16 protein-coding genes are annotated in these 22,012 nt (G+C 70.2%); 6 read left to right on the forward strand and 10 right to left on the reverse strand.

What is annotated here, in order from left to right; all coding sequences use genetic code 11:
- Nucleotides 1-7: 7 nt before the first annotated feature.
- Complete coding sequence (locus AC0Z36_RS01645; protein ID WP_485460789.1) at nucleotides 8-877, forward strand: amidohydrolase family protein; 870 nt, start codon at nucleotides 8-10, stop codon at nucleotides 875-877.
- Between the two features lie 90 nt (nucleotides 878-967).
- Here AC0Z36_RS01645 and AC0Z36_RS01650 read toward each other — a convergent pair whose 3' ends face one another.
- The 5 genes from AC0Z36_RS01650 to AC0Z36_RS01670 form a co-directional block, all read right to left on the reverse strand.
- Nucleotides 968-1,948 (reverse strand): LLM class F420-dependent oxidoreductase, encoded by a 981-nt coding sequence (locus tag AC0Z36_RS01650; RefSeq protein WP_485460790.1) that lies wholly within the window; start codon nucleotides 1,946-1,948, stop codon nucleotides 968-970.
- Nucleotides 1,949-2,030: 82 nt separating this feature from the next.
- Nucleotides 2,031-3,143 (reverse strand): serpin family protein, encoded by a 1,113-nt coding sequence (locus AC0Z36_RS01655; RefSeq protein ID WP_485460791.1) that lies wholly within the window; start codon nucleotides 3,141-3,143, stop codon nucleotides 2,031-2,033.
- Between the two features lie 216 nt (nucleotides 3,144-3,359).
- Nucleotides 3,360-4,805, reverse strand: a complete 1,446-nt coding sequence (locus AC0Z36_RS01660) for a DEAD/DEAH box helicase (RefSeq protein ID WP_485460792.1) — start codon at nucleotides 4,803-4,805, stop codon at nucleotides 3,360-3,362.
- Nucleotides 4,806-5,249: 444 nt separating this feature from the next.
- Nucleotides 5,250-5,453: a cold-shock protein gene (locus tag AC0Z36_RS01665; protein ID WP_485460793.1), complete on the reverse strand. Its 204-nt coding sequence runs from the start codon at nucleotides 5,451-5,453 to the stop codon at nucleotides 5,250-5,252.
- A 291-nt stretch (nucleotides 5,454-5,744) separates the two neighbouring features.
- Nucleotides 5,745-7,262: a peptide MFS transporter gene (locus AC0Z36_RS01670; RefSeq protein ID WP_485460794.1), complete on the reverse strand. Its 1,518-nt coding sequence runs from the start codon at nucleotides 7,260-7,262 to the stop codon at nucleotides 5,745-5,747.
- Between the two features lie 196 nt (nucleotides 7,263-7,458).
- On the opposite strand from AC0Z36_RS01670, the gene AC0Z36_RS01675 reads away from it, so the two are divergent.
- Nucleotides 7,459-9,354 carry an exonuclease domain-containing protein gene (locus AC0Z36_RS01675; protein ID WP_485460795.1) on the forward strand — a complete coding sequence of 632 codons (1,896 nt, stop codon included), beginning with the start codon at nucleotides 7,459-7,461 and terminating at the stop codon, nucleotides 9,352-9,354.
- A 121-nt stretch (nucleotides 9,355-9,475) separates the two neighbouring features.
- Here the strand turns inward: AC0Z36_RS01675 and AC0Z36_RS01680 are convergent, their stop codons facing one another.
- From AC0Z36_RS01680 to AC0Z36_RS01690, 3 genes are read right to left on the reverse strand one after another with little or no spacing between them, the layout of a single operon-like run.
- Nucleotides 9,476-10,261, reverse strand: a complete 786-nt coding sequence (locus AC0Z36_RS01680) for an ATP-binding cassette domain-containing protein (RefSeq protein WP_485460796.1) — start codon at nucleotides 10,259-10,261, stop codon at nucleotides 9,476-9,478.
- Nucleotides 10,258-11,292 (reverse strand): ABC transporter permease, encoded by a 1,035-nt coding sequence (locus AC0Z36_RS01685; RefSeq protein ID WP_485460797.1) that lies wholly within the window; start codon nucleotides 11,290-11,292, stop codon nucleotides 10,258-10,260. Before AC0Z36_RS01685 ends, AC0Z36_RS01680 begins: the two co-directional genes overlap by 4 nt.
- Nucleotides 11,289-12,215 carry a sugar ABC transporter substrate-binding protein gene (locus AC0Z36_RS01690; RefSeq protein WP_485460852.1) on the reverse strand — a complete coding sequence of 309 codons (927 nt, stop codon included), beginning with the start codon at nucleotides 12,213-12,215 and terminating at the stop codon, nucleotides 11,289-11,291. Before AC0Z36_RS01690 ends, AC0Z36_RS01685 begins: the two co-directional genes overlap by 4 nt.
- Nucleotides 12,216-12,509: 294 nt before the next feature.
- Between AC0Z36_RS01690 and AC0Z36_RS01695 the strand changes: the two genes are divergently transcribed.
- Together AC0Z36_RS01695 and AC0Z36_RS01700 are read left to right on the forward strand one after the other, a co-directional pair.
- Nucleotides 12,510-14,006 carry an MFS transporter gene (locus AC0Z36_RS01695; RefSeq protein ID WP_485460853.1) on the forward strand — a complete coding sequence of 499 codons (1,497 nt, stop codon included), beginning with the start codon at nucleotides 12,510-12,512 and terminating at the stop codon, nucleotides 14,004-14,006.
- Between the two features lie 33 nt (nucleotides 14,007-14,039).
- Nucleotides 14,040-15,263: an MFS transporter gene (locus AC0Z36_RS01700; RefSeq protein WP_485460798.1), complete on the forward strand. Its 1,224-nt coding sequence runs from the start codon at nucleotides 14,040-14,042 to the stop codon at nucleotides 15,261-15,263.
- An 11-nt stretch (nucleotides 15,264-15,274) separates the two neighbouring features.
- On the opposite strand, the gene AC0Z36_RS01705 is transcribed toward AC0Z36_RS01700, so the two are convergent.
- The gene (locus AC0Z36_RS01705) at nucleotides 15,275-15,892 is read right to left on the reverse strand and encodes a TetR/AcrR family transcriptional regulator (RefSeq protein ID WP_485460799.1); all 618 of its coding nucleotides are present in this window, start codon (nucleotides 15,890-15,892) and stop codon (nucleotides 15,275-15,277) included.
- A 197-nt stretch (nucleotides 15,893-16,089) separates the two neighbouring features.
- Between AC0Z36_RS01705 and AC0Z36_RS01710 the strand changes: the two genes are divergently transcribed.
- Nucleotides 16,090-16,218 carry a hypothetical protein gene (locus AC0Z36_RS01710; RefSeq protein WP_485460800.1) on the forward strand — a complete coding sequence of 43 codons (129 nt, stop codon included), beginning with the start codon at nucleotides 16,090-16,092 and terminating at the stop codon, nucleotides 16,216-16,218.
- Nucleotides 16,215-17,192 (forward strand): quinone oxidoreductase family protein, encoded by a 978-nt coding sequence (locus AC0Z36_RS01715; protein ID WP_485460801.1) that lies wholly within the window; start codon nucleotides 16,215-16,217, stop codon nucleotides 17,190-17,192. The genes AC0Z36_RS01710 and AC0Z36_RS01715 overlap by 4 nt, the downstream gene beginning before the upstream one ends.
- 253 nt (nucleotides 17,193-17,445) lie before the next feature.
- Here AC0Z36_RS01715 and AC0Z36_RS01720 read toward each other — a convergent pair whose 3' ends face one another.
- Complete coding sequence (locus tag AC0Z36_RS01720; protein WP_485460802.1) at nucleotides 17,446-22,002, reverse strand: hypothetical protein; 4,557 nt, start codon at nucleotides 22,000-22,002, stop codon at nucleotides 17,446-17,448.
- Nucleotides 22,003-22,012 lie beyond the last annotated feature (10 nt).

Genomic DNA, 22,012 nt, shown 5'->3' on the forward strand with positions numbered 1-22,012 from the left:
CCGCACCATGCCCTTCCCCGCCGACATCGGGGTCGTCGACACCCTGATGGGACTGCCGAACCGGGACCGCCGCTGGTGGGCGAAGTCCATGGCGGCCACGCTGCGCGACGAGGAGAGCCGGACGGGGATGACGCACCCGGCGGGCTACATGTACAAGGACCTGCCCGACGTCGAACGCACCAGTGAATCCATCGGTGACCTGCTGCGCGAGATGGACGCCTTCGGTGTCGACAAAGCGATGATCCCTGTGTCCTTTGACGACAAAGTGACCATCGAAGCCGTACGGCGGCACCCCGACCGGCTGCTCGGCAGCTTCCAGGTCGACCCGGTGAACCCGGTTGACGGCGTCCGCGCGCTGCGCGGAGCGTACGAGGACATCGGCGTCGTCGCGGCGACGTTCTTCCCGTGCGGCTGCACTCCCCCGGTCCCGATCGACGACCGGCTCGCCTACCCGGTCTACGCGACGTGTGTGGAACTGGGCATCCCGGTCTTCGTCAACGCCGGGATCCCGGGCCCGCGGGTGCCCGCCACCGCGCAGGAAGTGCTGCGGTTCGACCAGGTCTGCTACGACTTCCCCGAGCTCATCGTGGTGATGCGGCACGGTGGAGAACCGTGGTGCGACCTCGCGGTCAAGCTGATGCTCAAGTGGCCGGGGCTGCACTGGTCGTCGTCCGCGTTCGCGCCGAAGCACTACCCGCGGGAGATCATCGAGTACGCGAACACCCGGGGCGCCGACAAGGTCCTGTACGCCGGGTACTACCCGTACGGCCTGACCCTGGACCGGATCTTCGGCGAGCTGCCGGACGTGCCGTTCAAGGACGCGGTGTGGCCGAAGTTCCTGCGCGGTAACGCGGAGCGGGTGCTCGGGCTGGTCTGACGCCGGGCCACGGACCACCGCTGCGATGGTCTTGGAGTTTCCGGGGCACTGTGCCCATCGCGGGGCGCCCCGCAAACTCCAAGACCATCGCTACGCGTGCGGCGCCAGGGCGAGCGGGAACTCCAGCGGGTCGGCGCCGGGGCGCGGATCCACCACCGCAAGCACCGGCACGGTCACCCCGTTGTCGGCGTAGCGCTGAATCTTCGCCCGGCACACCTCCGGGCTGCCGTGCACGATGAGGTCGTCCACGACCTGGTCCGGGACCAGCCGCAGCGCTGCCTTCCGGTCCCCGGCGGCCCAGGCCTCCCACATCGGGGCGAGCAGCTCACCGCGGCCCAGCCAGCGGTGGAACTCGGCGTACACAGGCACCGTCAGATACGCGGTGATCAAGCGTTTGGCCAGCGTACGGACGAACTCCGCGTCGTCGACCGGGCAGACGAAGATGCGCGCGACGACCTCCTTGCCGGGGCCGCCCTCGTGGACGTACGGGACGACCTGTTTCACATCCTCAGCGGACAGCCAGTTGAGGATCGCCCCGTCGGCCTCCCGACCGGCGAGCCGCAGCATCCCGGGACGCAGCGCGGCCACGTACACCGGCGGGGGTGTCCGCGGCGGCGTCGCGAGCTTGAATCCGCGTACGGAAAAGGTCTCGTAGTCCTCGGTGACCTTCTCACCGGCCAAGGCGCTCTTGAGGAACCGCACGGTGTCCCGCACGCGCTGGTAGGGCTGGTCGAACGCGACCCCGTTCCAGGCTTCGACGATGGCAGCGGAGCCCGCGCCGACCCCCAGGGCGAAGCGGCCGGGGGCGAGGTCGGCGAGTGCCGCGGCGCTCATCGCCAAGGTGGCCGGGCCCCGGGTGTAGGGCGAGACGATGGCGGTGCCGAGCCGCACACCGGGATCGGCGAGTGCGGCGATGGTCAGCGGAGTGAACCCGTCGTACTGGTCGACTTCGGCGGACCAGATGTCGGTGTATCCGGCGGCGGCCAACTCCCGGATCATCCGGGGGTGTTCGGCCAGCGGGGCGCCCAGGGGCACCGTGATGCCGTAGCGGGCGGGTATGGTCGCGCTCATTTTGGCCTCCGTACGGGATCGGACTCCGGTGACCTAGGAGTATCACCCGGGACGCCGGATATCGAGGGCTCCTGAAGAGGTGTCAGACCGCTGGGACGCCCGCCTGGTAGGCGCTGAACAGCGGGACCGTGCCGCTCGCGTCCATCACCGCGCACGCGAACGGGCGGTCGAAGGTGACTTCCAGCGGCTCGGCCGCGGGCATCACCCGGGTGAGCATCATCGCCTGGGTGACCGCCGCCGCCTCGACGCCCTCCTCGCGGACGCGGATCAGCGCCTCCTGGACCACCTGGCCGAGGTGCAGCGGCACCGGGGAGACGAGGTCGAATTCGGCCTTGTCGGTCAGCGCCCGGTGGACGCCGAGGGATTGGAGGTGTCCCGTGAGGTCGACGGCCGTACGGAGGCTGAAGCGGGGCAGGCGCAGGATGACCTCGGGTGCCCGCACGGGCTCGCCGAGGTGGCGCGGGCCCCACGCGGCGGCCATGACGGGGGCCGGCGGGGCTGATTGCGTGCCCAGGGCGAAGCGGACGCGGGCCGGGTTGTCCCCGGCGCACGGCAGTTCGACGACGGTGACCGCGCCGTCGCGGTAGCCGACGGTCCACACGTCGGAGGTGGGGACCGTGCGCATCATCATCGGGACGTCGGCCGCGGGCCCGGTGGCGGGGGTGAAGGGGTGCGGTCCGGTCTGGTCCGGGTCGAAGGGGTCTGCCCAGGCCGCTTTCAGGGCGAGTGCGTTGACCAGCATCAGCAGGACGTCGGGGCCCGGGGCGACCGGAAGCCGGTCGATCAGGCCCCCGGTGGCTTCACTCACCCATGTGTTGATCGCGGCGGGGTCGTCGAGTGGGGCGAACGAGACGCCGGGCAACAACGCGCGGTATCCATCGTGGACCGGAACCGAGGCGAAGACGCCGGTGGCGACCCCGAGGTCGTCGGTGGCTGCGACGGCCCGGACCGCGGTGGCGACGATCTCCGCCGCTTCGGGCGTCGCGACGCCGAGCAGGTCGGCCAGTTCGTCAGCGGTCTCCCCGTCGGCACCGACCGCGAGGGCCGACAGCGCGAGCCACAGACCGGCCGGGGAGCAGACCACGTCGCCGCCCGCGCTGCGTACCGCCGGGTCGGACAGCAGGCGGTCCAGCCAGCGGGAGGCCAGTTCCCTGATCGTCCCCGCGTGGTCGGTCAGAGTCGACTGGTCGGGCATGGGAGGGGTCCGCCTTCCGGTTTGTGCCGGGGAACGACCGGTTGCGGGGCATGTCCGGCACCGTCTGCGGTCGCTCTTGCCTGGGTGTGTCCCGTACGACGTTATCTGCCGTGCCCGGCGAAAGCCCAGCGGTGGAGGCGTGCCGCCTGCCCGGGAAACGGGAGCGGCCCCGGACCGTGGGGTCCGGGGCCGCTCCTTTGATCAGTGTGCTGTGCGTCAGACCGCGCTGGGGCGACGGTTCTCGGGACGACGGCCGCGGCGGTTGACGTAACCAGCCGCGTTCGGGTCGGTGCCGTCCAGGCTGACCCGCTTGGGGCGGTCGACTGCCGGGCGGGGCGTACGCGGACGGCCGGTCGACGACGAACCGCCGGCCGGGGCGCCGCGGCGCGGGCGGGGGCTGCGCGCGACGTCCGACTCGGGGGCGCGGACCGTGACCGGGATGCCGGACGGCGCACGCGCGCCGGTGACCTTGATCAGGGTCTCGTCACCGGGGACGACCTTGGCCGCCTGGTGCTCGACACCCGCGGCGGACATCAGGCGGGTCATCTCGCGGCGCTGCGACGGCAGCACCAGGGTGACGACACTGCCGGACTCACCGGCGCGGGCCGTACGGCCACCGCGGTGCAGGTAGTCCTTGGGATCGGACGGCGCGTCCACGTTGACGACCAGGTCCAGGCCGTCGATGTGGATACCGCGGGCCGCCACGTTCGTGGCGATGAGCGCGGTGACCTTGCCCGACTTGAACTGGTCCAGGGTGCGGGTGCGCTGCGGTTGCGACTTGCCACCATGGAGCGCCGAGGCGTGCACGCCGCGGGACAGCAGGTGCTTGGTCAGCTTGTCGGCACCGCGCTTGGTGTCGACGAACATGATGACGCGGCCGTCGCGGGCGGCGATCTCCGTCGCGACGTCCTGCTTGGTGCCGATGTCGACGTGGAGCACGTGGTGCTCCATCGTGCTGATGGTGGCCGCGTGCGGGTCGACGGAGTGCGTGACCGGGTCGACCAGGAAGCGGCGGACCAGACGGTCCACACCGCGGTCCAGGGTGGCCGAGAAGAGCATCCGCTGCCCGTCCGGCTTGACCTGGTCGAGCAGCTTGGTGACCTGGGGCAGGAAGCCCATGTCGGCCATCTGGTCGGCCTCGTCGAGGACGGTGATCTCGACCTGCGAGAGGTCGGCGGTGCGACGCTCGATCAGGTCGTGCAGGCGGCCGGGGGTGGCCACCAGGATCTCCGCGCCCTGACGCAGGGCGATGATCTGGCGCTGGATGGACATGCCACCGACGACCGTGGCCGTCTTCAGGCGCATAGCCCGGGCGTACGGCATGATCGCTTCGCTGACCTGCTGGGCCAGCTCACGGGTGGGGACCAGGATCAGCGCGAGCGGCTGCTTGGGCTGCGCCGTCTTGCCGGCCGTGCGGAGCACGATCGGCAGGCCGAAGGCGAGGGTCTTGCCGGAGCCGGTACGGCCGCGGCCGAGCACGTCGCGCCCGGCGATCGAGTCGGGCAGCGTCGCGGACTGGATCGGGAACGGCGCGGTGACGCCGGCCGAGGTCAGCGCCTTGAGCAGCGGCAGCGGCATGTTCAGCTCGGCGAAGGTCTCCACCGGCGGAAGTGACGGGGTCTTCTGCTCGATCACGAACTCGGTGGGCGCGGCGGGCGGCATCGGGCGTGAGCCACGGCCTGCGCTGCTGCTGCTGCCACCACGGCGGGGGCGCTGTGCGGCACCGGTGTTGGTACCGGCGGGACGACGGCGACGGGGGCCGGCGTTGGAAGAGGAAGAGTTGTTCAAGGAGTGCCTTCCGAAACAGGCGGCACGCAGCCATGGCGAAGCCAAGGGAACTGCGGAGCCGACAACAGGATGTCTGCGGACCGATGCGATGTGTTAGCGCCACGTCCATCGGGCGTGCGATACGCGAAGGGCCCGCGGTTTCCTGTTGCTGCTTGCCCCGGTTGTACGGGGCGGAAGGCCGGCCTTATTCGTTTATCCGGTCGGAGCGGTGGCTCGCTCTACGACACACGGTCGGAGCCCACACCACAAGGATGTGGACCCCGACCGGAGTTCTGACTGCGCCCTGAAGCGCGGTGTCAGGAAGTTCTAAGCGTAAGCTCAGAGACCGCGAATGTTCTCGGCCTGCAGACCCTTCTGGCCCTGCACGACGTCGAACTCAACTGCCTGGCCCTCAACGAGCTCACGGAAGCCGGTGGACTGGATCGCGGAGAAGTGAGCGAAGACGTCGTCGCCGCCACCGTCCTGCGCGATGAATCCGAAGCCCTTTTCCGAGTTGAACCACTTGACGGTACCGGTAGCCATGTTTATCTCCTTCATGAGGATGATTACGGACCTACACCTCGCAGGCCCGAGCGTCACCGCGTCGATCGCCCTCATTCCGGATTGACTCCGAAACAGAAAATGCGCCAGTAGTTGGAAGCTCTACGGCGCATTCAGAGACTATGCGAACTACAACTGCAACGAGATGAACGTTAGCAGGAGTCGGGGGCTGACGTCGAGTCGGCGCACTCCGGCCCCGCGGAGAAGGGGCTGTAACCGGCGACGGCCGCCCCGGGAGTACCGGGACGGCCGTCGCGCAGAAGCTCTCAGGGGCTACCTGACGTCGCCCATCATCGCCTTGATCTTCGGGGCACCGAGGAAGAAGGCCAGGCCGCACAGCACGGCCGCGGCACCCTGGACGCCGTAGTAGGTCATCGTGCCCCACTCCTGGAGCTTGACGACCTGCGCGCCCACGGCGTTGCCGGTCGCGGTGGCCAGGAACCAGACACCCATCATCTGGCTGGAGAACGCGGCCGGGGCCAGCTTGGTGGCCACCGACAGGCCCACCGGGCTCAGGTGCAGCTCGGCCACCGTCTGGATCAGGTAGACGAGGATCAGCCACCAGAAGACGATCTGGTGGGTCTCGTCGGCGTTCCTGCCCACCAGGGCCAGGACCAGGAACGAGCAGCCCACCAGAAGCAGCGAGTAGCCGAACTTCGCCACCGTCGACGGCTGGCGCCGGCCCAGCTTGAGCCAGAACGCCGCCACCAGGGGGGCCAGCAGCACGATGAACGCCGGGTTGGCTGACTGCAGCCAGCTGGACGGGATCTCCCAGCCGAACAGGTGCCGGTCGGCCTTCTCGTTGGCGAACAGCGTGAGTGTGGACGCCGCCTGGTCGAAGATCAGCCAGAACAGCGAGGCACCGATGAAGAACCAGACGAACGCGCGGACCTTGCGCCGCTCGGGCTGCGTGGTCCGCTCGCTGCGCAGCATCATGGTGAAGTAGGCGACCGGCAGCGCGACGCCGATGAACGTGATCGCGTTGACGATGTGGTCCACCGTGAACGTGCCCAGCGCCACGTCGAGGACGATCAGCAGCACGATGACCGCGAGACCCGCGCCCGCGCGCCCGAAGGCCTTGCGACGCCCGGCGGCGTCGATGGGGTTGACCGGGGTCAGACTCGCGGCGGCGAAGTTCCTGCGACCCAGGCGGTACTGGACCAGGCCGATCACCATGACGAAGCCGGCCAGGGCGAAGCCGAGGTGGTACATCCCCTTGGTCTCGCCGACGTAGCCGACGATGAGCTGGCCGATCAGCGAGCCCGCGTTGATACCCATGTAGAAGAGCGCGAAGCCGGCGTCGCGGCGGGAGTCCTCAGGTGAGTACAGGTGGCCGACCATGGCCGAGATGTTCGACTTGAGGAAGCCGGTGCCGACGGCGAGCAGGCCCAGGCCCGCGTAGAAGGAGCCCTCCCACGGGAACGCGAGGACGAAATGACCTGCGGTGATGACGATGCCACCGGTGAAGACGGTGCTGAACGCGCCCCACAGTCGGTCGGCGACCCAGCCGCCGACGAGCGGCATCATGTAGACCAGCGCCACGTAGACCGCGAGGACGCTCGCGGCCTGGGTGTCGGCGCTCTTCTCGGCCATCCCGGAGTCCGTGTAGAACTTCGCCAGGTAGAGCACGAGGATGGCGCGCATCCCGTAGTACGAGAACCGCTCCCACATCTCTGTGCTGAAGAGGGTGGCGAGACCGCGGGGGTGGCCGAAGAAGGAGTGGTCGCCCGGGGTGGGGGCACCGGCCTCTTCCGCCGGTGACGCCGGTCGGGCGTCGATGGTGCTGCTCACGTATCTGAACCTTTCATCGCATGATGCGACGAGTCAGACTAGGGCATAGATCCTGTTGGTTGTGATTGCGCCCGTTTACGCCCTGCTGGGTGTGATTCGTACAACCGCACCGTCCCCCGTCCGGCCGAGTGCGCGCCGCCATCCGGTTGACAGTGGGACACACCCCGTTAGCATGCGGCCACTTGGCGTGGATCTTGTGCCTAGCATCGCGTGTACCAGCGAGAAAGGCAGCGCCACCATGCTCAACGTCGCCCAGCCCACCCGCAGCCGCGACGGAGTCGACCCGCGCGACTTCGAGTACACCGCCCTCGCCCTGCACACGACCGGCCCCGATCCGGCCGAGGGTGCACGCGTGTGCGAGATCGCCGCCGTGCGGTTCGACCCCGACGGAACGGTCATCGAGGAGTTCTCCACCCTCCTCAACCCCGGACGTCACCTCGACGGCGCCGACGACCACGGCATCACCGACGCCGACGTGTGGCAGGCACCCGTCTTCGCCGATGTCGCCGGCACCTTCCTCCGCCTGCTGCGCGGCACCGTCGTGGTCTGCCACGACGCCGTGCACACCGATATGTTCCTGACCGCCGAACTCGCCCGTCTGGGGATCGCCGGCACGGCCGTGACCTGCGTGGACATCCAGACCCTGGCGAAGGCGCAGCTCGACCTGCGGGCCTGGGACCTGGCGACGGTCGCCCGCGCGGTCAACGGCGGCGTACAGCCCGACTGCACCGCCGCGGCACTGCCGGACGCCCGTACGTGCGCCCGGATTCTGACCGCCTTCCACAGTCACGCGTCGCTGACCCTGCCGGTCACGCCGCTGGACGGGGACCTCCTCCCCCAGCGTCCGGAAGCGCAGCGGGTGCGTCCGCGCGCACTCGCCCTGCGCAAGGGCGGGGACGGCTGGATCGCGAACATGGTCCGGACACTCCCGGCCACCGCCGCCCGGACCGCGTTCGACGGTCCCGCCGCCGAGCGTTACCGGGCCGAGCTGGCCCAGGTCGCGGCGGCGGGGAGGGTCACCGGCACCGCTGCGGCCGTGCTCAGCGCGCACGCGACGCGGGCCGGGTTCGACCAGGCCACGATCCGGCTGCTGCACGCCCAGCTGGTCCGGGCCGCCCGGGACCGGCTCGCCCCGGACCCGACGCTGGCGGAGCTCAAGACCCTGCACAACCTCGCCGAGGACCTGGACGCCAGGTACACGGTGTCCGACCTGCCGGCGGTGACCCGTGAGTTGAAGGGCTGGCGGGTGGTGGCGGTGGGCGACGACCCGGAGGTACGGGAGCTGGCCGCCTGGGCCGAGCGGCACGGAGCGGTGCTCGGCAAGCAGGCGTCGAAGACGACACGGCTCGTGATCGTGCCGTTCGACGGCCTGGACCAGGAGGTCCCGGCCGCCCGGCTGTACAACGTGCCGGTCCTTGACCCGTCGGCGGCCGAGACGGAACTGCGCAAGGCCGTGGCGGCGGTCCGCGGGGAGCGGTGCGCTGAGGACGGGCGGCTGTCCGCGGACGATGAGCGGCGGCTGGTGTTCGCCACCGTCGACGTCGCCGCGGCGTGGCGGGCGCAGGAGGAGATCGTGGTCATCCCCGGGCCGCGCCACGTCACAGTGCCGGAGCTGGCCGTGGCCGCGGAGGCCGCCGGAGTCGCCGAGGCTCCGGCGGCCTTCGAGGCCGTGCAGGCCGTGCAGGCCGTGCAGGCCGTGCAGGCCGTGGAGACTGCCGGGACGTTCCAAGCTGTCGCGTCCGCCGGGTCCGTCGGGACGTTCCAGGCGGTCGCGTCCGTCACGTCTCCTGAAGCGGTCAGGGCGGTTGAAGCCGTCAAGACCGTCGAAGCCGACAACACCTTCGACGTCGACAAGTACTTCGAGGCCGACAGTGCCGCACCCGGGAAGCAGCGGCCGGTGAAGGAGTCGCCCGCCGGCGAACCGGGGTCCTCCTGCTGCGGCACACAGGACCGGCCCGCACTCAGGCCGGCGTCCTCGGCGTGCTGCACCGCGGAGGTGCGGGACACGGCACGGGAGGTCCCGCCGCCGGTGAAGCAGCCGGAGAAGCAGTCGTGGCTGAGCGGCTGGCTGCGGAACCGCTGGAAGAAGTAGGCAGACAGGCTGCGACGGCCCCCTCCCGGAACCAACGGGTGGGGGCCGTCGCGTCCGGGTTCACCGTACGACCGGACTTTTCTCCACCGGACCTACCGCGGGGAGGTCGTCGCGTGACAGTTCACCGGACGACTGGCCTTTCCAGCTCGTGGGCGAGCTGGTCGAGCTCCGCTCCCCCGGCCATCAGGACGGTCAGGTCTTCCCGGCTGATGTCGTGCTTGGTGAAGTTGCCCAGTGAGCGGCCCCGGTTGAGGACCATGAAGCGGTCGCCCACGGGATAGGCGTGGTGGGGGTTGTGGGTGATGAACACGACACCCAGGCCCCGGTCGCGGGCCTGGGCGATGTAGCGCAGGACCATCCCGGCCTGTTTGACGCCCAGGGCCGAGGTCGGTTCGTCGAGGACCAGCACCCGGGCGCCGAAATACACGGCGCGGGCGATGGCCACGGACTGGCGTTCGCCGCCGGAGAGCTGGCCGACGGGCTGGTCGGCGTCGCGGATGTCGATGCCCATCCTGGCGAGTTCGGACCGTGCGGTGTCCTTGCAGAACTGCACGTCCACCCGCTTGAACGGGCCGCGGCCGACGGTCGGTTCGGAGCCGAGGAAGAAGTTCCGCCAGATGGACATCAGCGGGACCATCGCCAGGTCCTGGAACACGGTGGCGATCCCGGCGTCCAGGGCCTGGCGCGGGTTGGCCATGGTGACGGGTTTGCCGTCGATCAAGTATTCGCCGCTGTCGTGGGTGTACACCCCGGCGATGGTCTTGATGAAGGTGGACTTTCCGGCGCCGTTGTCGCCGAGCACGCAGGTGACCTCGCCCGCGCCGACTTCGGTGGACACGTCGGACAGGGCGATGACCGAGCCGAAGTGCTTGGAGATGCCGCGTAGTTCGAGCAGCGGGTCGCTCATCGTCTGTCTCCCGCCAGTTTGCGGATGTACGTATTGGTCAGCGCGGCCATCAGCAGCATCGCGCCGAGGAAGAACTTGAACCAGTCGCTCTCCCAGCCGGCGTAGACGATGCCCTTCTCCGCCATGCCGAAGATCAGCGCGCCGATCGCGGCGCCGACCGCGGTGCCGTAGCCGCCGGTGAGCAGACAGCCGCCGATCACCGCGGCGATGATGTAGGTGAACTCCTGGCCGACCCCGTTGTTGGCCTGCACCGAGCCGAGGCGCAGCAGTTGCATCGTGCCGACCAGCCAGGCCGCGGCCGCGGTGCCCATGAACAGGCCTACCTTCGTGCGTACGACAGGGACACCGACACTGCGGGCCGCCTGGTCGTTGCCGCCGACCGCGTAGATCCAGTTCCCGGCCCGGGTGCGGGTGAGCAGGTACGTCGCGACCACTGCCAGGACGATCCACCAGACGATCGACACCCGGAACGGGGCGCCGCCGATCCCGACGGTGGAGGAGAAGAGCTTCCTGGCCGACTCGAAGCCGTCGGCTTCACGCACCTTGCCGACCTGCACGGTGCCCGTGAGGTACTTCGTCACACCGAGGTTGACGCCCTGGAGCATCAGGAACGTGCCGAGCGTGATGATGAAACTGGGCAGTTTGGTGTGCACGACGAGCAGTCCGTTGAGCAGTCCGATGGACAGCGCGAACACCAGGGACAGGCCCAGCGCGAGCCAGACGTTCAGCCCGTAGTGGGTCGCGAGGATCGCCGTGGTGAGACCGGCCGTCCCGGTCATGACACCGGCGGACAGGTCGAACTCCCCGCCGATCATCAGCAGGCCGACCGCGATGGCCATGATGCCCAGCGTGGAGGCCGGGTCGAGCCAGTTGGCGACGCCGTTGACGGTGAAGAACACGTCGGTGATGACGGAGAAGAACACGAAGACGAGCACTGCGCCGAGGACTGAGCCGAGCTCGGGGCGCAGGAGGAGACGACGGAACAATCCCGTACGGGCGACTCGTTCGTCGCTGACCGCTGTCATTGTCATCGGGTCCCCTGGGAGGCCAGCCGGGCGACCCGGTCCACGTTGTCCTTGGTGATGAGCGCAGGTCCTGTCAGGACGGGTTTCCCGCCGCCGACGGTGTTCGCGTTGGTCTTGTACAGGCGCAGGAACGTGATCGGCAGGTAGCCCTGGAGGTAGGGCTGCTGGTCGACGGCGAACACCACCCGGCCGTCCTTGACCGCCGCCACGATGTCGTCGGAGAGGTCGAAGGTGCCGAGTTTCGCCTTCGAACCGGTGTTCTTGGCTGCTTCGAGGGCCGCGGTCGCCATTCCCTGGGTGAGGGACAGGACACCGTCGACCGTACGGTCCTGTTCGAGCTTGGCGGCGATCGTGTTGGCGGCACCGGCGACGTCGGACACGTCGGTCTGGAGGTTCTGGCTGCTGCCGCCCAGCCCCTCGGCGGCTCCGGCGCAGCGCTGTTCGAGGCTGATGTTCCCCGCTTCGTGGATGACACAGATCATCCGTTTGACGCCTTCGGCCTTCATCCGCTCACCTGCGGCCCTGCCCGCGACGAACTCGTCCTGGCCGACGTGGGTGATCGCCTTGAGCGCGGCCGAGAACTCCTGTCCCGAGTTGATGGTGACGACGGGGATCTTCGCCTTGGCTGCCTGTTCGAGGGGCTCTTTCATCGCATCCGGGTTAGCGAGGGTGACAACAATGCCGTCCATCTTCTGGGCGATGGCCGCTTCGACCAGTTGGGCCTGCTTGTCCGGCTCCGGGTCGCCGCGGTAGTTGACCTCGACACCCAGGTCGCGGCCCGCGCTCTCTGCGCCGTTCTTCACGATGTCCCAGAAGGCGTCACCCGGCTTGGAGTGGGAGACCACCGCGACCCGCATGCCCACGGCGGAGTCGCCACTCTTGATCTCGCTACGCGCGCCGCAGCCACTCGCCGCGAGCAGCACGGTCACGACGGCCAAGGCGGTGGCCCACCGGCATCTTCGGGCGGGTGAAAGATCTTGTGCACGCATGCCAGAAAAGATGCCACATGTGACGTGAAACTACTCATTCCCTGTGCTGCCTGATGTTCGTATCGCCCATGAAGCCTCAAGAGTCACCCACCCCTATCGAAACGGAAACGTTTCGCTGGTCTACAGTAGGACGCATACGAGTACGAAACCGTTTCGTTCTGCATCGCTGCCGTCCCCTGCCGCCGCGCCCGCACCACACCTCACTCCGCCAGGAGCCGCCCCGTGTCCGAAACCATGATCGAAGCCCCGAACCTCCGCAAAGAGCCCCCGGGCGAAACCGCCCACTCCCGACAGCACGCCCGCCGCTGGTGGATCCTGGTGGTCATCGCGGTCGCCCAGCTCATGGTCGTGCTCGACTCGACCATCGTGAACATCGCGCTCCCCGCCGCGCAGCAGGACCTCGGCTTCTCCAATGAGAGCCGGCAGTGGATCGTCACCGCGTACGCCCTGGCCTTCGGCAGCCTGCTGCTGCTCGGCGGCAAGATCGGCGACCTCTTCGGCCGCAAGCGGGTATTCCTCGTCGGCCTGGCCGGTTTCGCGCTGGCGTCCGCGCTCGGTGGCGCGGCCGGCAACTTCGAAGTCCTGGTCTTCGCCCGTGCCCTGCAGGGCCTGTTCGGCGCGCTGCTCGCGCCCGCCGTGCTGTCCCTGCTCGCCACCACTTTCACCGACCCGGCTGAGCGCGGTAAGGCGTTCGGTGTGTTCGGTGCGGTCGCCGGTGCCGGCGGCGCCGTCGGCCTGCTGCTCGGCGGTGTACTGACCGAGCACCTCAACTGGCGCTGGACGCTGTACGTGAACCTGGTGTTCGCGGTGATCGCCATGGTCGGCGGGTTCCTGCTCCTGACGCACGACAAGGCGCACGTACGCCCGAAGCTCGACATCCCCGGCACGGTCACCGTGACGGCCGGTCTGTTCGGAATCGTGTACGGGTTCTCCAACGCCGAGACGAATTCGTGGAGTTCGGCCGGCACGTGGGGATCCCTGCTCGCCGGTGTGCTGCTGCTCATCGCGTTCTTCACGATCCAGTCCAGGAGCGCGAACCCGCTGCTGCCGCTGCGGGTGCTGCTCGACCGCAACCGCGGGGCGTCCTTCCTGGCCATGCTGGTCTCCGGCGCGGGAATGTTCGCGATGTTCCTGTTCCTCGTCTACTACCTGCAGCTCACCCTGCACTACTCGCCGGTCAAGACCGGTCTGGCGTTCCTGCCGATGATCGGCGCGCTGATGGTCTCCGCGACGCTGTCCACCAGTTCGCTACTGCCGCGCGTCGGCCCGCGCCCGCTGGTGACCGTCGGTATGGCACTCGGCCTGGCCGGGATGCTGCTGTTCACCCGGCTTGAGGTCGACAGCGCCTACGTGTCGGCCGTACTCCCCGGTCTGATCATCACCGGGTTCGGCATGGGCCTGATCATCGCGCCGTCGATGAGCACGGCGATCTACGGCATCCGTACCGACGACGCGGGTGTCGCCTCGGCCGCGGTCAACACGGCGCAGCAGGTCGGCGGCTCGATCGGGGTGGCGCTGCTGAGCACCATGGCGTCTGCGGCCGCGACGGACGCGCTGAGCGGGAAGGCACCCTCGGCACAGTTGCTGGCACAGGCGCAGATGGACAGCTACACGACGGCGTTCTGGTGGGCGGCCGGGTTCTTCCTGGTCGGGATGGTGCTGAGTGGGGCGCTGTTCCGGAGCGGGGCGCCGGAGGTGGACCCGGAGGCTCCGGCGGCTGTGCACATGTAGGGGCGGGCCGGCGCCGCGTCGATCCTGTTCGGAATGCTGTGGACTGATCTCCAACCACAGCATTCCGAGCGTGGTCGACGCGGCGCTCAGTCATGTGCGGCGCGGTGCGCGGTCCTGCTCGACGCGGCGCGGAGTCAAGCCCGACCCGGCGCGCACCGCCGGCTGCTCCTGGGCGGACGGATCGCGGACCTCTTCGGCCGTAAGCCGGTGTTCATCGTCGGCATCGTCGGCTTCGCGGTCGTCTCCGCGCTCGGCGGCGCGGCCCCGAACTTCGCGATTTTGGTGACCGCCCGCGCGCTGCAGGGCATCTTCGCGGCCATGCTCGCTCCGGCCGCGTTGTCCCTGCTGACCACGACGTTCACCGAGCCGGGCGAGCGCAACAAGGCGTTCGGCATCTACGGCGCGGTGGCCGGCTCCGGTGGCGCTGTGGGCCTGCTGCTCGGCGGACTGCTCACCGAGCACCTCAACTGGCGCTGGACGCTCTACGTCAACCTGATCATCGCCGCCGTGGCGCTGGCCGGTGCGCTGATGTTCCTCGTCCACCACCGGGACGTCCACCGTCCCAGGCTCGACATCCCCGGCACGGTGGTGGTGTCGCTCAGTCTGTTCCTCCTGGTGTTCGGCTTCTCCAACGCCGAGCCCGACCCCGGGGAGAACAAGGCCCACTGGGGCGACTTCACCACGTGGGGCTTCCTGCTGACCGGCGCACTCCTCCTTGTGCTGTTCGTGCGCATGCAACGCCGCGCCGCTCATCCGCTGCTGCCGCTGCGGGTCCTGGCCGACCGCAACCGCGCGGCGTCGTTCCTGGCCGTGGGCATGGTGCTCGGCTTCACCGGCATGGTGCTGCTGACCCGGCTCGGCCTGGACAGCGGTTACGCGGCGGACATCCTGCTGCCGCTGATCGTCACCGGGCTGGGAATGGGACTCATCATCGCTCCGGGCATGAACGTCGCCACGATGGGCGTGAACCCCGAGGACTCCGGTGTCGCCTCGGCGACCGTCAACACGACACAGCAAGTCGGCGGCTCGATCGGCCTGGCGCTGCTCAGCACGCTGGCCGCGAGTGCCGCGGGCGATTTCCTGGCGGGCAAGGAGGCGACCGACCTGCTGAAGGCGCAGTCCCAGATCGAGAGCTACGCGACGGCGTACTGGTGGTCGGCCGGGTTCTTCGCGGTCGGCGCGGTGATCTCGTGGTTCCTGTACCGGCCGGGGCTGCTCCAGGCGGACCCGGAGGCCGGTCCGGCCGCGCACATGTGAGCTGTGCCGACTCAGCCCTGAGCGCCCGGGCCGCGCAGCGCCGGGAGGATCACCGTGTCCACCGCGCGGGTGAGGTACTCCAAGTCCGCAGGAACACCGTCGTGCAGGTCACGCATCAGGGCCAGGCCCACCATCGCCTGCGGGCAGAACGCCGCCGCCGGCGGGTCCGCCGGGATCTCGCCGCGCTGCACAGCGCGCCCGATGATCTCGGCGAACACCGCCTGCGCCGGGGCGATCACCAGCTCGCGGACCGCCGCCGAGAGGTCCGGGTCGGACAGGATCGCGTGCGCGAGCCCCGCCACCAGGGCGGTGTCCCGGTCGCACCCGTTGATCATCACGGCAGCGTGTTCGAGCAGGTCGCCGCGCAGCGTGCCGGTGTCCGGAATCGGGATTGTGCTCAGCTTGTGGCGGTGCATCGCCGCCGCGACCAGGCACGGCTTGCCGCCCCACTGCCGGTAGAGGGTGGCCTTGCTGGAGTGCGCGCGGGCGGCCACCGCGTCCATGGTCATCGCCTCGTAGCCGACCTCGCGCACGAGCCCGAGCACGGCTTCGAAGAGCTCACCCTCGCGTTCCTTGGTCAGGCGGCAGCGACGGGCTGCCTGGAGCGGCTCGGTGGCGGTGGACGTCATGGGACACCTCAAAGCTGTATGTCAGACGTACGTCAGGTGTACGGAATCGTTTCGGTATTACTTCCAGCATACGGATAACAGCCTGAAACGTGTAGGCAACAAACGTCGAGTTGTCCACCTGCTGTCCCCCTGCCCTTGTTCTTCCCGGACTTTCCTGGTTCGGTCGACACCGCGGTTGTCGATCAGGGGGTCACACGATGCGCGCCGACGTCATGCGCAAGGGCGGCCTGCCCGCCGAGAAGATCGCCCAAACGTTCGAGTCGTTACGCACCCCGGTGCGGACGACCGTGACCGTGGCGGAGCCCGGCACCGGCGGTGCCGCATGACGGAAACGATGCGCGTGGTCCGGGTCCCGGCGGCCGGGGGGCCGTGCGCGCTGCAACCGGGTGAAGCGCCCGTGCCGGCGCCGGGTCCCGGCGAAACCCTGGTCCGGGTCACCCGCGCCGGGGTCAACTTCGCGGACGTGGCACTGCGGCGCGGGGAGCTGAAGATCCCGCTGCCCGCCGTGCCGGGGCTGGAGGGCGCGGGTGAAACGGCCGACGGCCGGCGGGTGACCTGGGCGCCGGTGCGCGGGGCCGCGGCACTGGGCTCGTACGCGGAATTCGTGTGCGTTCCCGACGCGCAGCTCCTCCCGCTGCCCGGTGACATCTCCCTGGAGCAGGCCGCGACGATCACCCTGCAGGGACTGACCGCGCACTATCTCACCCACGACATCGCCGACGTCGGTCCGGGCGTGACGGTCCTGGTCCACGCCGCCGCCGGGGGCACCGGCTCGCTGACCGTGCAGTGGCTCAAACGACGCGGGGCCACGGTGATCGGGTCCGTGTCGGCTGACGCGAAGGCCCCGGTGGCTCTGGCGTCCGGAGCCGACCACGTCATCGTGCGCAACCGGACGGACTTCGTGGAGGAAACGCTGCGGCTGACCGGCGGACGGGGCGCCGACTACATCGTCGACGGCATCGGCTCGACCTTCCGCGGCGATCTGGCGGCGGTCCGCACGCGCGGCACCATCTGTGTGTTCGGCCAGGCCGGGGGCCCGCCTGCGCCGTTCAGTCCGCTCGAACTGATGGCCAGGTCCGTTTCGGTCCGGGGCGGCTTCATGGTCAACTTCCTCCGGACCCGGGCCGAGGTGCTGCGGAAGGCCGACGCGGTGTGGGACGGCGTACGGGAGGGGTGGTTGAAACCGCCTGCTGTACGGGTCTTCCCGCTCGCGGAGGCTGCGGAGGCCCACCGTTTACTGGAGGGACGGAGCACTACGGGGAAGCTGCTCCTAGCCCCGCGCACACAAAGGTCCCGCTGACCGGGACGGTGATCCCCTTCACTGGAAGACCGCCAAGCCCGGTCGTCGCGATCCCGGCAAACCGGGCTCAGTCCTGATCCGCCCGGCTACGCGGGGTCTGCGAGATCTCCCGCACACCGGCCCGGTACTCACGTACATCGCGGGTCAGTTCAGCCAGTTGCTCCGGCTTGGGACACGGCGGCGTCCCGTTCACCCCGCACAGGGTCATCGCCGCAGTCCAGGCGAAACGGTCGCTGTCGGACAGGTGAGTCTTCTACGGCACACTCACACCCGGACGGCTCTGGACCGGGACCTCCTCGACAGCGCCCGCCGGCTGGCGGAACACCCGCGTCGCGTGGATCCGCCCCAGCCCCTCGGGGATCTCCGGGTCCGCCACCGGCAGCCCGGGGCGCAGGTGCTCCTCCACCGAGATGTACTTCAGCCCGGCGCGCAGGTCCGCGTCGTTGCGCAGGCGCACGACCAGCGGGAACTCGGCGAGGGCCGTCGTGTCGAACAGGCCCGTGGTGTACATCAGTTGCACTCCGAGCGCGTCGGCCACGGCCCGCTGGAGTTCGAGCAGGTAGGACGCGTTGGCACGGCCGATCGGGTTGTCCAGGAACAGCGTGCCCGCGTGGCCGCGCTCGGCCTGGCCGCGGTCGTTGCTGCGCAGCGCGGCCATCGTGCAGTACAGCGCGATGGCGGCGGTGAGCAACTGGCCGCCGGAGAACACGTCGGACATCTGTCCGACGGGCACACGTTCGGCGCGGAGCACCGAGTCGGGCTTGAGGATCTCCACCTGGACGCCACGCGGTTCCATGGCGGCGGCGACTGCGCGCAGGAGCAAGGAGACTCCGTCGCGTTTGACCTGCTGCTTACGTCCGGTGACCGCGGTGGCGTCATCGATGACCAGGCCGAGTCGTTCGACGAGTCCGGCCGCGTCGGGGTCGTCGAAGCGGATGCGGAGGAACTCCTGGCCGGACCACTCGCCGAGATCCTCGGGGAGCCTGGACAGCCGCTGTGCCGCGCGCAGGGTGGCGAGTGAGGACTCCACCATGCCGCGCATGCGGTCGATGATGCTGCCGCGGTTGCGTTCGATCTGGTCGAGTTCGTCGGTGAGGACGCGCAGGCGCGGCGCGAAGGCGGTGGCCCAGGCGGCGGCGTGCTCGGGCAGCGCGGACAGCGGGAGTTCGCGGATCTGCTGCCGGGCCGGCATCCGGACCTGTTCGAACTTCGGCGCTCCGGCGTGCTTGACCAGCGCCTCCGCGACTTCGCGGACGGATGCTTCGGCGGCGGACAGTTCGGTTGCCGTGGCGCGGGCCGTTCGGCGGACGGCCATGGCGGCTTCGCGGGCTTCGACGACAGTGCCGTCGAACGGTTCCGGCTCCGGAGCGTCGGCGTCCTCGCCGGGCGGCAGGGTGTCGACCAGCGTCAAGGAGATCTCCGCGAAGGCGGCCGCACCCGTTTCGGACTCGGCGAGCGCGCGGGTCAGCCTGGTGTGGGCGTCGCGGGCCGCGTCGACGGCTTCGGTGCACGCCGCGTGGTCGGCGTTGGCCGTACGGAGGAGTTCCTGGGCCCTGTCCTGGCAGGTCCAGTCACCATCGCGTGGCAGCCGGTCCGCGGGGAGGTCGACGTGTGCGTCGCGGCCCTCCGCGGGGGCGTGCCGTTCGACTTCGCCGCGCAGCCGGCCGAGCAGTTCGGTCGCCGTCTCCTGGCGGTTCTCCAGATTCCGTACGTGCTCCTCGGCCCGGGTGCCAGCGGCCAGGCGGGACGGGCCGTCGGCGCCGTCGAAGCTGGTGAGCAGGTCGTCGGCCTGTCGGCGGACCTTGGCGGTGAGCCGGTCGAGGGCGGCCTGCGCGGAGGTCTCCTCGCTCTCCGCGCGGGCCTGCTCGGCCCGGAGGTCGGCACCGACGCCGACCTTTTCGTAGAGCACGGACGCGCTGCGGTAGGCCTCCCGGCGGGCGGGCAGCGACGCCTTCGCCGCGGCTTCGTCCGTACCGTCGCCGACTTCTTCGGAACCGCCGCTGATGCCGGAGCGCTCCTCGCGCAGGGTGCGGGCGGTACGCCGGGCGTCGTCGGCGGCGCGCTGGGCCTGCCGGCGGTCCTCGTCCGCGGCGCGGACCAGGGTCAGGTTGGCTTCGGCGGCGCCCTCGTGTTCGCCGGCTTCGGCGTCGAGTTCGCGGATGCGCGTGCGCCATCCGGCGCGTTCGCGCAGCCGGAAGGCGAGTCCGGCGAGGGTGTCGGCGCGGCGGCGGGCCAGCTGAGCCCGGTCCATGTGCTGGTCGCGCAGGTCGACGGCGGTCGTGCGGGCCGCCTCGGTCGCGGTGACGGCTGCCTCGGCCGTGGAGGCCGCGTTCCGCGCGGCGATCAGCTCGTCGGTGGCTTCGGAGACCGCCCGGGTGAGGTCGGCGACCCGCTCGCGCGGGTTGGCTGTGCGCCACACCAGAAGGCGTCCGGCGAGCGTACGGTCGGACTCCAGGCGCAGCGCGCGGCTGCGGATGGTGCCGTCCCGCTCCCCCGCGCGGCGGCGCAGTATGTCGCGCTCACTGTCGGCGGCGCGTTCGTCGTGCATGGCCGGGTTCGGCGGGACGAGGAAGACACCTTCCCGGGAGGCGCCGGTGAGCAGCGCTCCGGGGGTGCCGACGGCCACCGCCGACCTGGGCAGCAGTGCCGCTTCGGCGAGGGCTTCGCGGGCCCGGTCCATCTGGTCGGGCGCGGTGACGATGACACCGTCGACGAGTTCGGGGTGCGCGTCCAGTACGGCGGAGTGCCGGCCGGCGTCGACCGACTGGGCGAGGTAGCGCCACCCGGGCAGTGCGGGGATGCCGCGTTCGCCGAGGAGTTCGACGGCGGCGAGCACGTCGGGGCCGGGGGGCAGGAGCCCGCCGTCGCCGAGCGCGGCCAGGATGCGGGTGTCGTCGGCGGCCTGGGTGCGCAGGTCGAACAGGGCGCGTTCGCCTTCGGCGACCGCTCCGGTGAGCAGTCCTTCGAGGGCGTCGGCGCTGCGGTCGAGGGCGGTGGCCGGGTCCGACGTGTCGCCGGACAGGTCGCTGAGGAGGTCCGCGACCCGGGGTTCAGTGAGCAACTGCCCGGCTGTGCCCCGTACGACGTCCAGATCGTGTTCGGCACCGGCCAGCTTGTCGGCGGCGCGGGCGGCGGTGAGTTCGGTCCGGCCGCGCTCGGCTTCGGCCGAGCGCTGGGCGGTGGCGAGCTGTTCGACGGCCGTACGGGCCTGCGCCCAGGCCGCGGAGGCGGCCTTCTCCTCGTCGGCGGCGCGGGCGGCCGCGTGCGGTGGATCGTCGTCCACGGCGATCCAGCCGGCTCCGACGGCCTGGTCGAGCTCGGTGGAGACTTCCGCGAGCCGGGCCCGCAGGTGGACGGCCTCACTGCGGGCGCGCTGCGCCTCAGTGGCCGCGCGGGTCGCGGCCTGCTGGGCGTTGCCGCCGCGTTCCTGCAGTCCGGCGGCCCGGTGCTCCTCGGTCCCGGCGCGTTCTTCAGCGCCCGCGGCGGCGACGTGCAGTGCCCGGACCAGCGCGGAAGCTGCTTCCTGACGGGCGGCAAGGGCCGGGGCCGCGTCCTTCTCGGCCTCACGGATGGCAGTGGACACCCGCACCGACTGGTCCACGGCGACCCGGTGGCGGAGCACTGCCTCGGTGGCGAGCCAGGCCGCGTGCAGGCCGCGGGACTCGGTGAGTTCCTTCTTCAGCGTCGCGGCACTCGACTCCGCGGCGGTGAGGCGCGTCTTCGCGTTGCGGTACGTGATCTCAGCCGCGATGAGTGCGGCCCGCGCGCGGTCGCGCTGGGCGGCGTCCACGGCGTCAGCGGCCGAGCCGACCTGGGCGGCGAGCTCGGCGGCCTTGGTCTTCTCGGCGTCCGCGCGGGCGGTCAGCCGACCGCCGAGGGCGCGGGCCGCGGTCTCGGCCGTCCGGTGCCCGGCCCTGACCTGTTCGCGGCGGTGCGCCGCGTCGCCGACCCGGCCGAGGAGTTCGATCGCGCCGTCCACGAAGCTGCGTTCGGCCATGAGTTCGGAGCGTTGGGACAGCTTGGCGGCGAACCCGTCGACCAGGTCGGCGAGGCCGTCGGTGTCCGTGGTGTCGGTGACCGCCCGCAGCAGCAGGTCGGTGAAGTCGGAGTCGTTCTTGACTGCGAACAGCCCGGCGGCCTCACCTTCGTCGGCGTTCATCTCGCGCTGGTAGCGGAAGAGTTCGGGGTCCAGGCCGAGTGAGGTCAGGTGGTCGTTCCAGCGCTCGTGGATCTCCTCCCAGACGACGTCGACGTCCGGGTAGCCCTTGTGCATGTCGGCCAGGGCGTCCTTGAACCCGCGCATGGTGCGGCGGCGGTCGCCGACCTTCACCGGCAGGCCGTCGAGCGTCAGACCTGGTCCGGGCCGGAAGGAGTACCAGGCTTCCTGGAACTTGCGGGGGTCGTTGGAGACCTGCCGCCCGCGCCACTCGCTGACCTTGCCGACGACCAGCAGCTCACCGGTCTTGACGTGCTGCCATTCCAGTGCGACGTGCCCGCAGTCCTCGGCGAGCAGGAACTTGCGCAGTACGCCCGAGCTCGCGCCGCCGAGGGTGTTGCGGTGCCCGGGGAGCATGACCGAGAAGATCAGTTTGAGCAGGACGGACTTGCCGCCGCCGTTCTCCAGGAACAGCACGCCGGCGGGCGCGGGGCGGCGCAGCGGTCCGGTGGGCGCCTGTTCGAACAGTTCGACCTGGCGCGGGGCCGGGTCGGACACCACGTCGCCGATCCCGCGCAGGTCGAGCACGGTGTCGGCGTAGCGCGCACCGGCGGGCCCGATGGAGAACAGCCGGACCCGGGACAGCTCGTACATGGTCTTCTTC

This window comes from Kitasatospora sp. UYEF31 (genome assembly GCF_057291755.1).

What these genes read in the sequence shown, in the direction of transcription:
- AC0Z36_RS01645 (WP_485460789.1), top strand. Translation starts at nt 8, where the DNA reads ATGCCCTTCCCCGCCGACATCGGGGTCGTCGACACCCTGATGGGACTG.
- AC0Z36_RS01650 (WP_485460790.1), bottom strand. Translation starts at nt 1,948, where the DNA reads ATGAGCGCGACCATACCCGCCCGCTACGGCATCACGGTGCCCCTGGGC.
- AC0Z36_RS01655 (WP_485460791.1), bottom strand. Translation starts at nt 3,143, where the DNA reads ATGCCCGACCAGTCGACTCTGACCGACCACGCGGGGACGATCAGGGAA.
- AC0Z36_RS01660 (WP_485460792.1), bottom strand. Translation starts at nt 4,805, where the DNA reads ATGCCGCCCGCCGCGCCCACCGAGTTCGTGATCGAGCAGAAGACCCCG.
- AC0Z36_RS01665 (WP_485460793.1), bottom strand. Translation starts at nt 5,453, where the DNA reads ATGGCTACCGGTACCGTCAAGTGGTTCAACTCGGAAAAGGGCTTCGGA.
- AC0Z36_RS01680 (WP_485460796.1), bottom strand. Translation starts at nt 10,261, where the DNA reads ATGAGCGACCCGCTGCTCGAACTACGCGGCATCTCCAAGCACTTCGGC.
- AC0Z36_RS01685 (WP_485460797.1), bottom strand. Translation starts at nt 11,292, where the DNA reads ATGACAATGACAGCGGTCAGCGACGAACGAGTCGCCCGTACGGGATTG.
- AC0Z36_RS01695 (WP_485460853.1), top strand. Translation starts at nt 12,510, where the DNA reads ATGATCGAAGCCCCGAACCTCCGCAAAGAGCCCCCGGGCGAAACCGCC.
- AC0Z36_RS01700 (WP_485460798.1), top strand. Translation starts at nt 14,040, where the DNA reads ATGCTGTGGACTGATCTCCAACCACAGCATTCCGAGCGTGGTCGACGC.
- AC0Z36_RS01705 (WP_485460799.1), bottom strand. Translation starts at nt 15,892, where the DNA reads ATGACGTCCACCGCCACCGAGCCGCTCCAGGCAGCCCGTCGCTGCCGC.
- AC0Z36_RS01710 (WP_485460800.1), top strand. Translation starts at nt 16,090, where the DNA reads ATGCGCGCCGACGTCATGCGCAAGGGCGGCCTGCCCGCCGAGAAGATC.
- AC0Z36_RS01715 (WP_485460801.1), top strand. Translation starts at nt 16,215, where the DNA reads ATGACGGAAACGATGCGCGTGGTCCGGGTCCCGGCGGCCGGGGGGCCG.
- AC0Z36_RS01720 (WP_485460802.1), bottom strand. Translation starts at nt 22,002, where the DNA reads ATGTACGAGCTGTCCCGGGTCCGGCTGTTCTCCATCGGGCCCGCCGGT.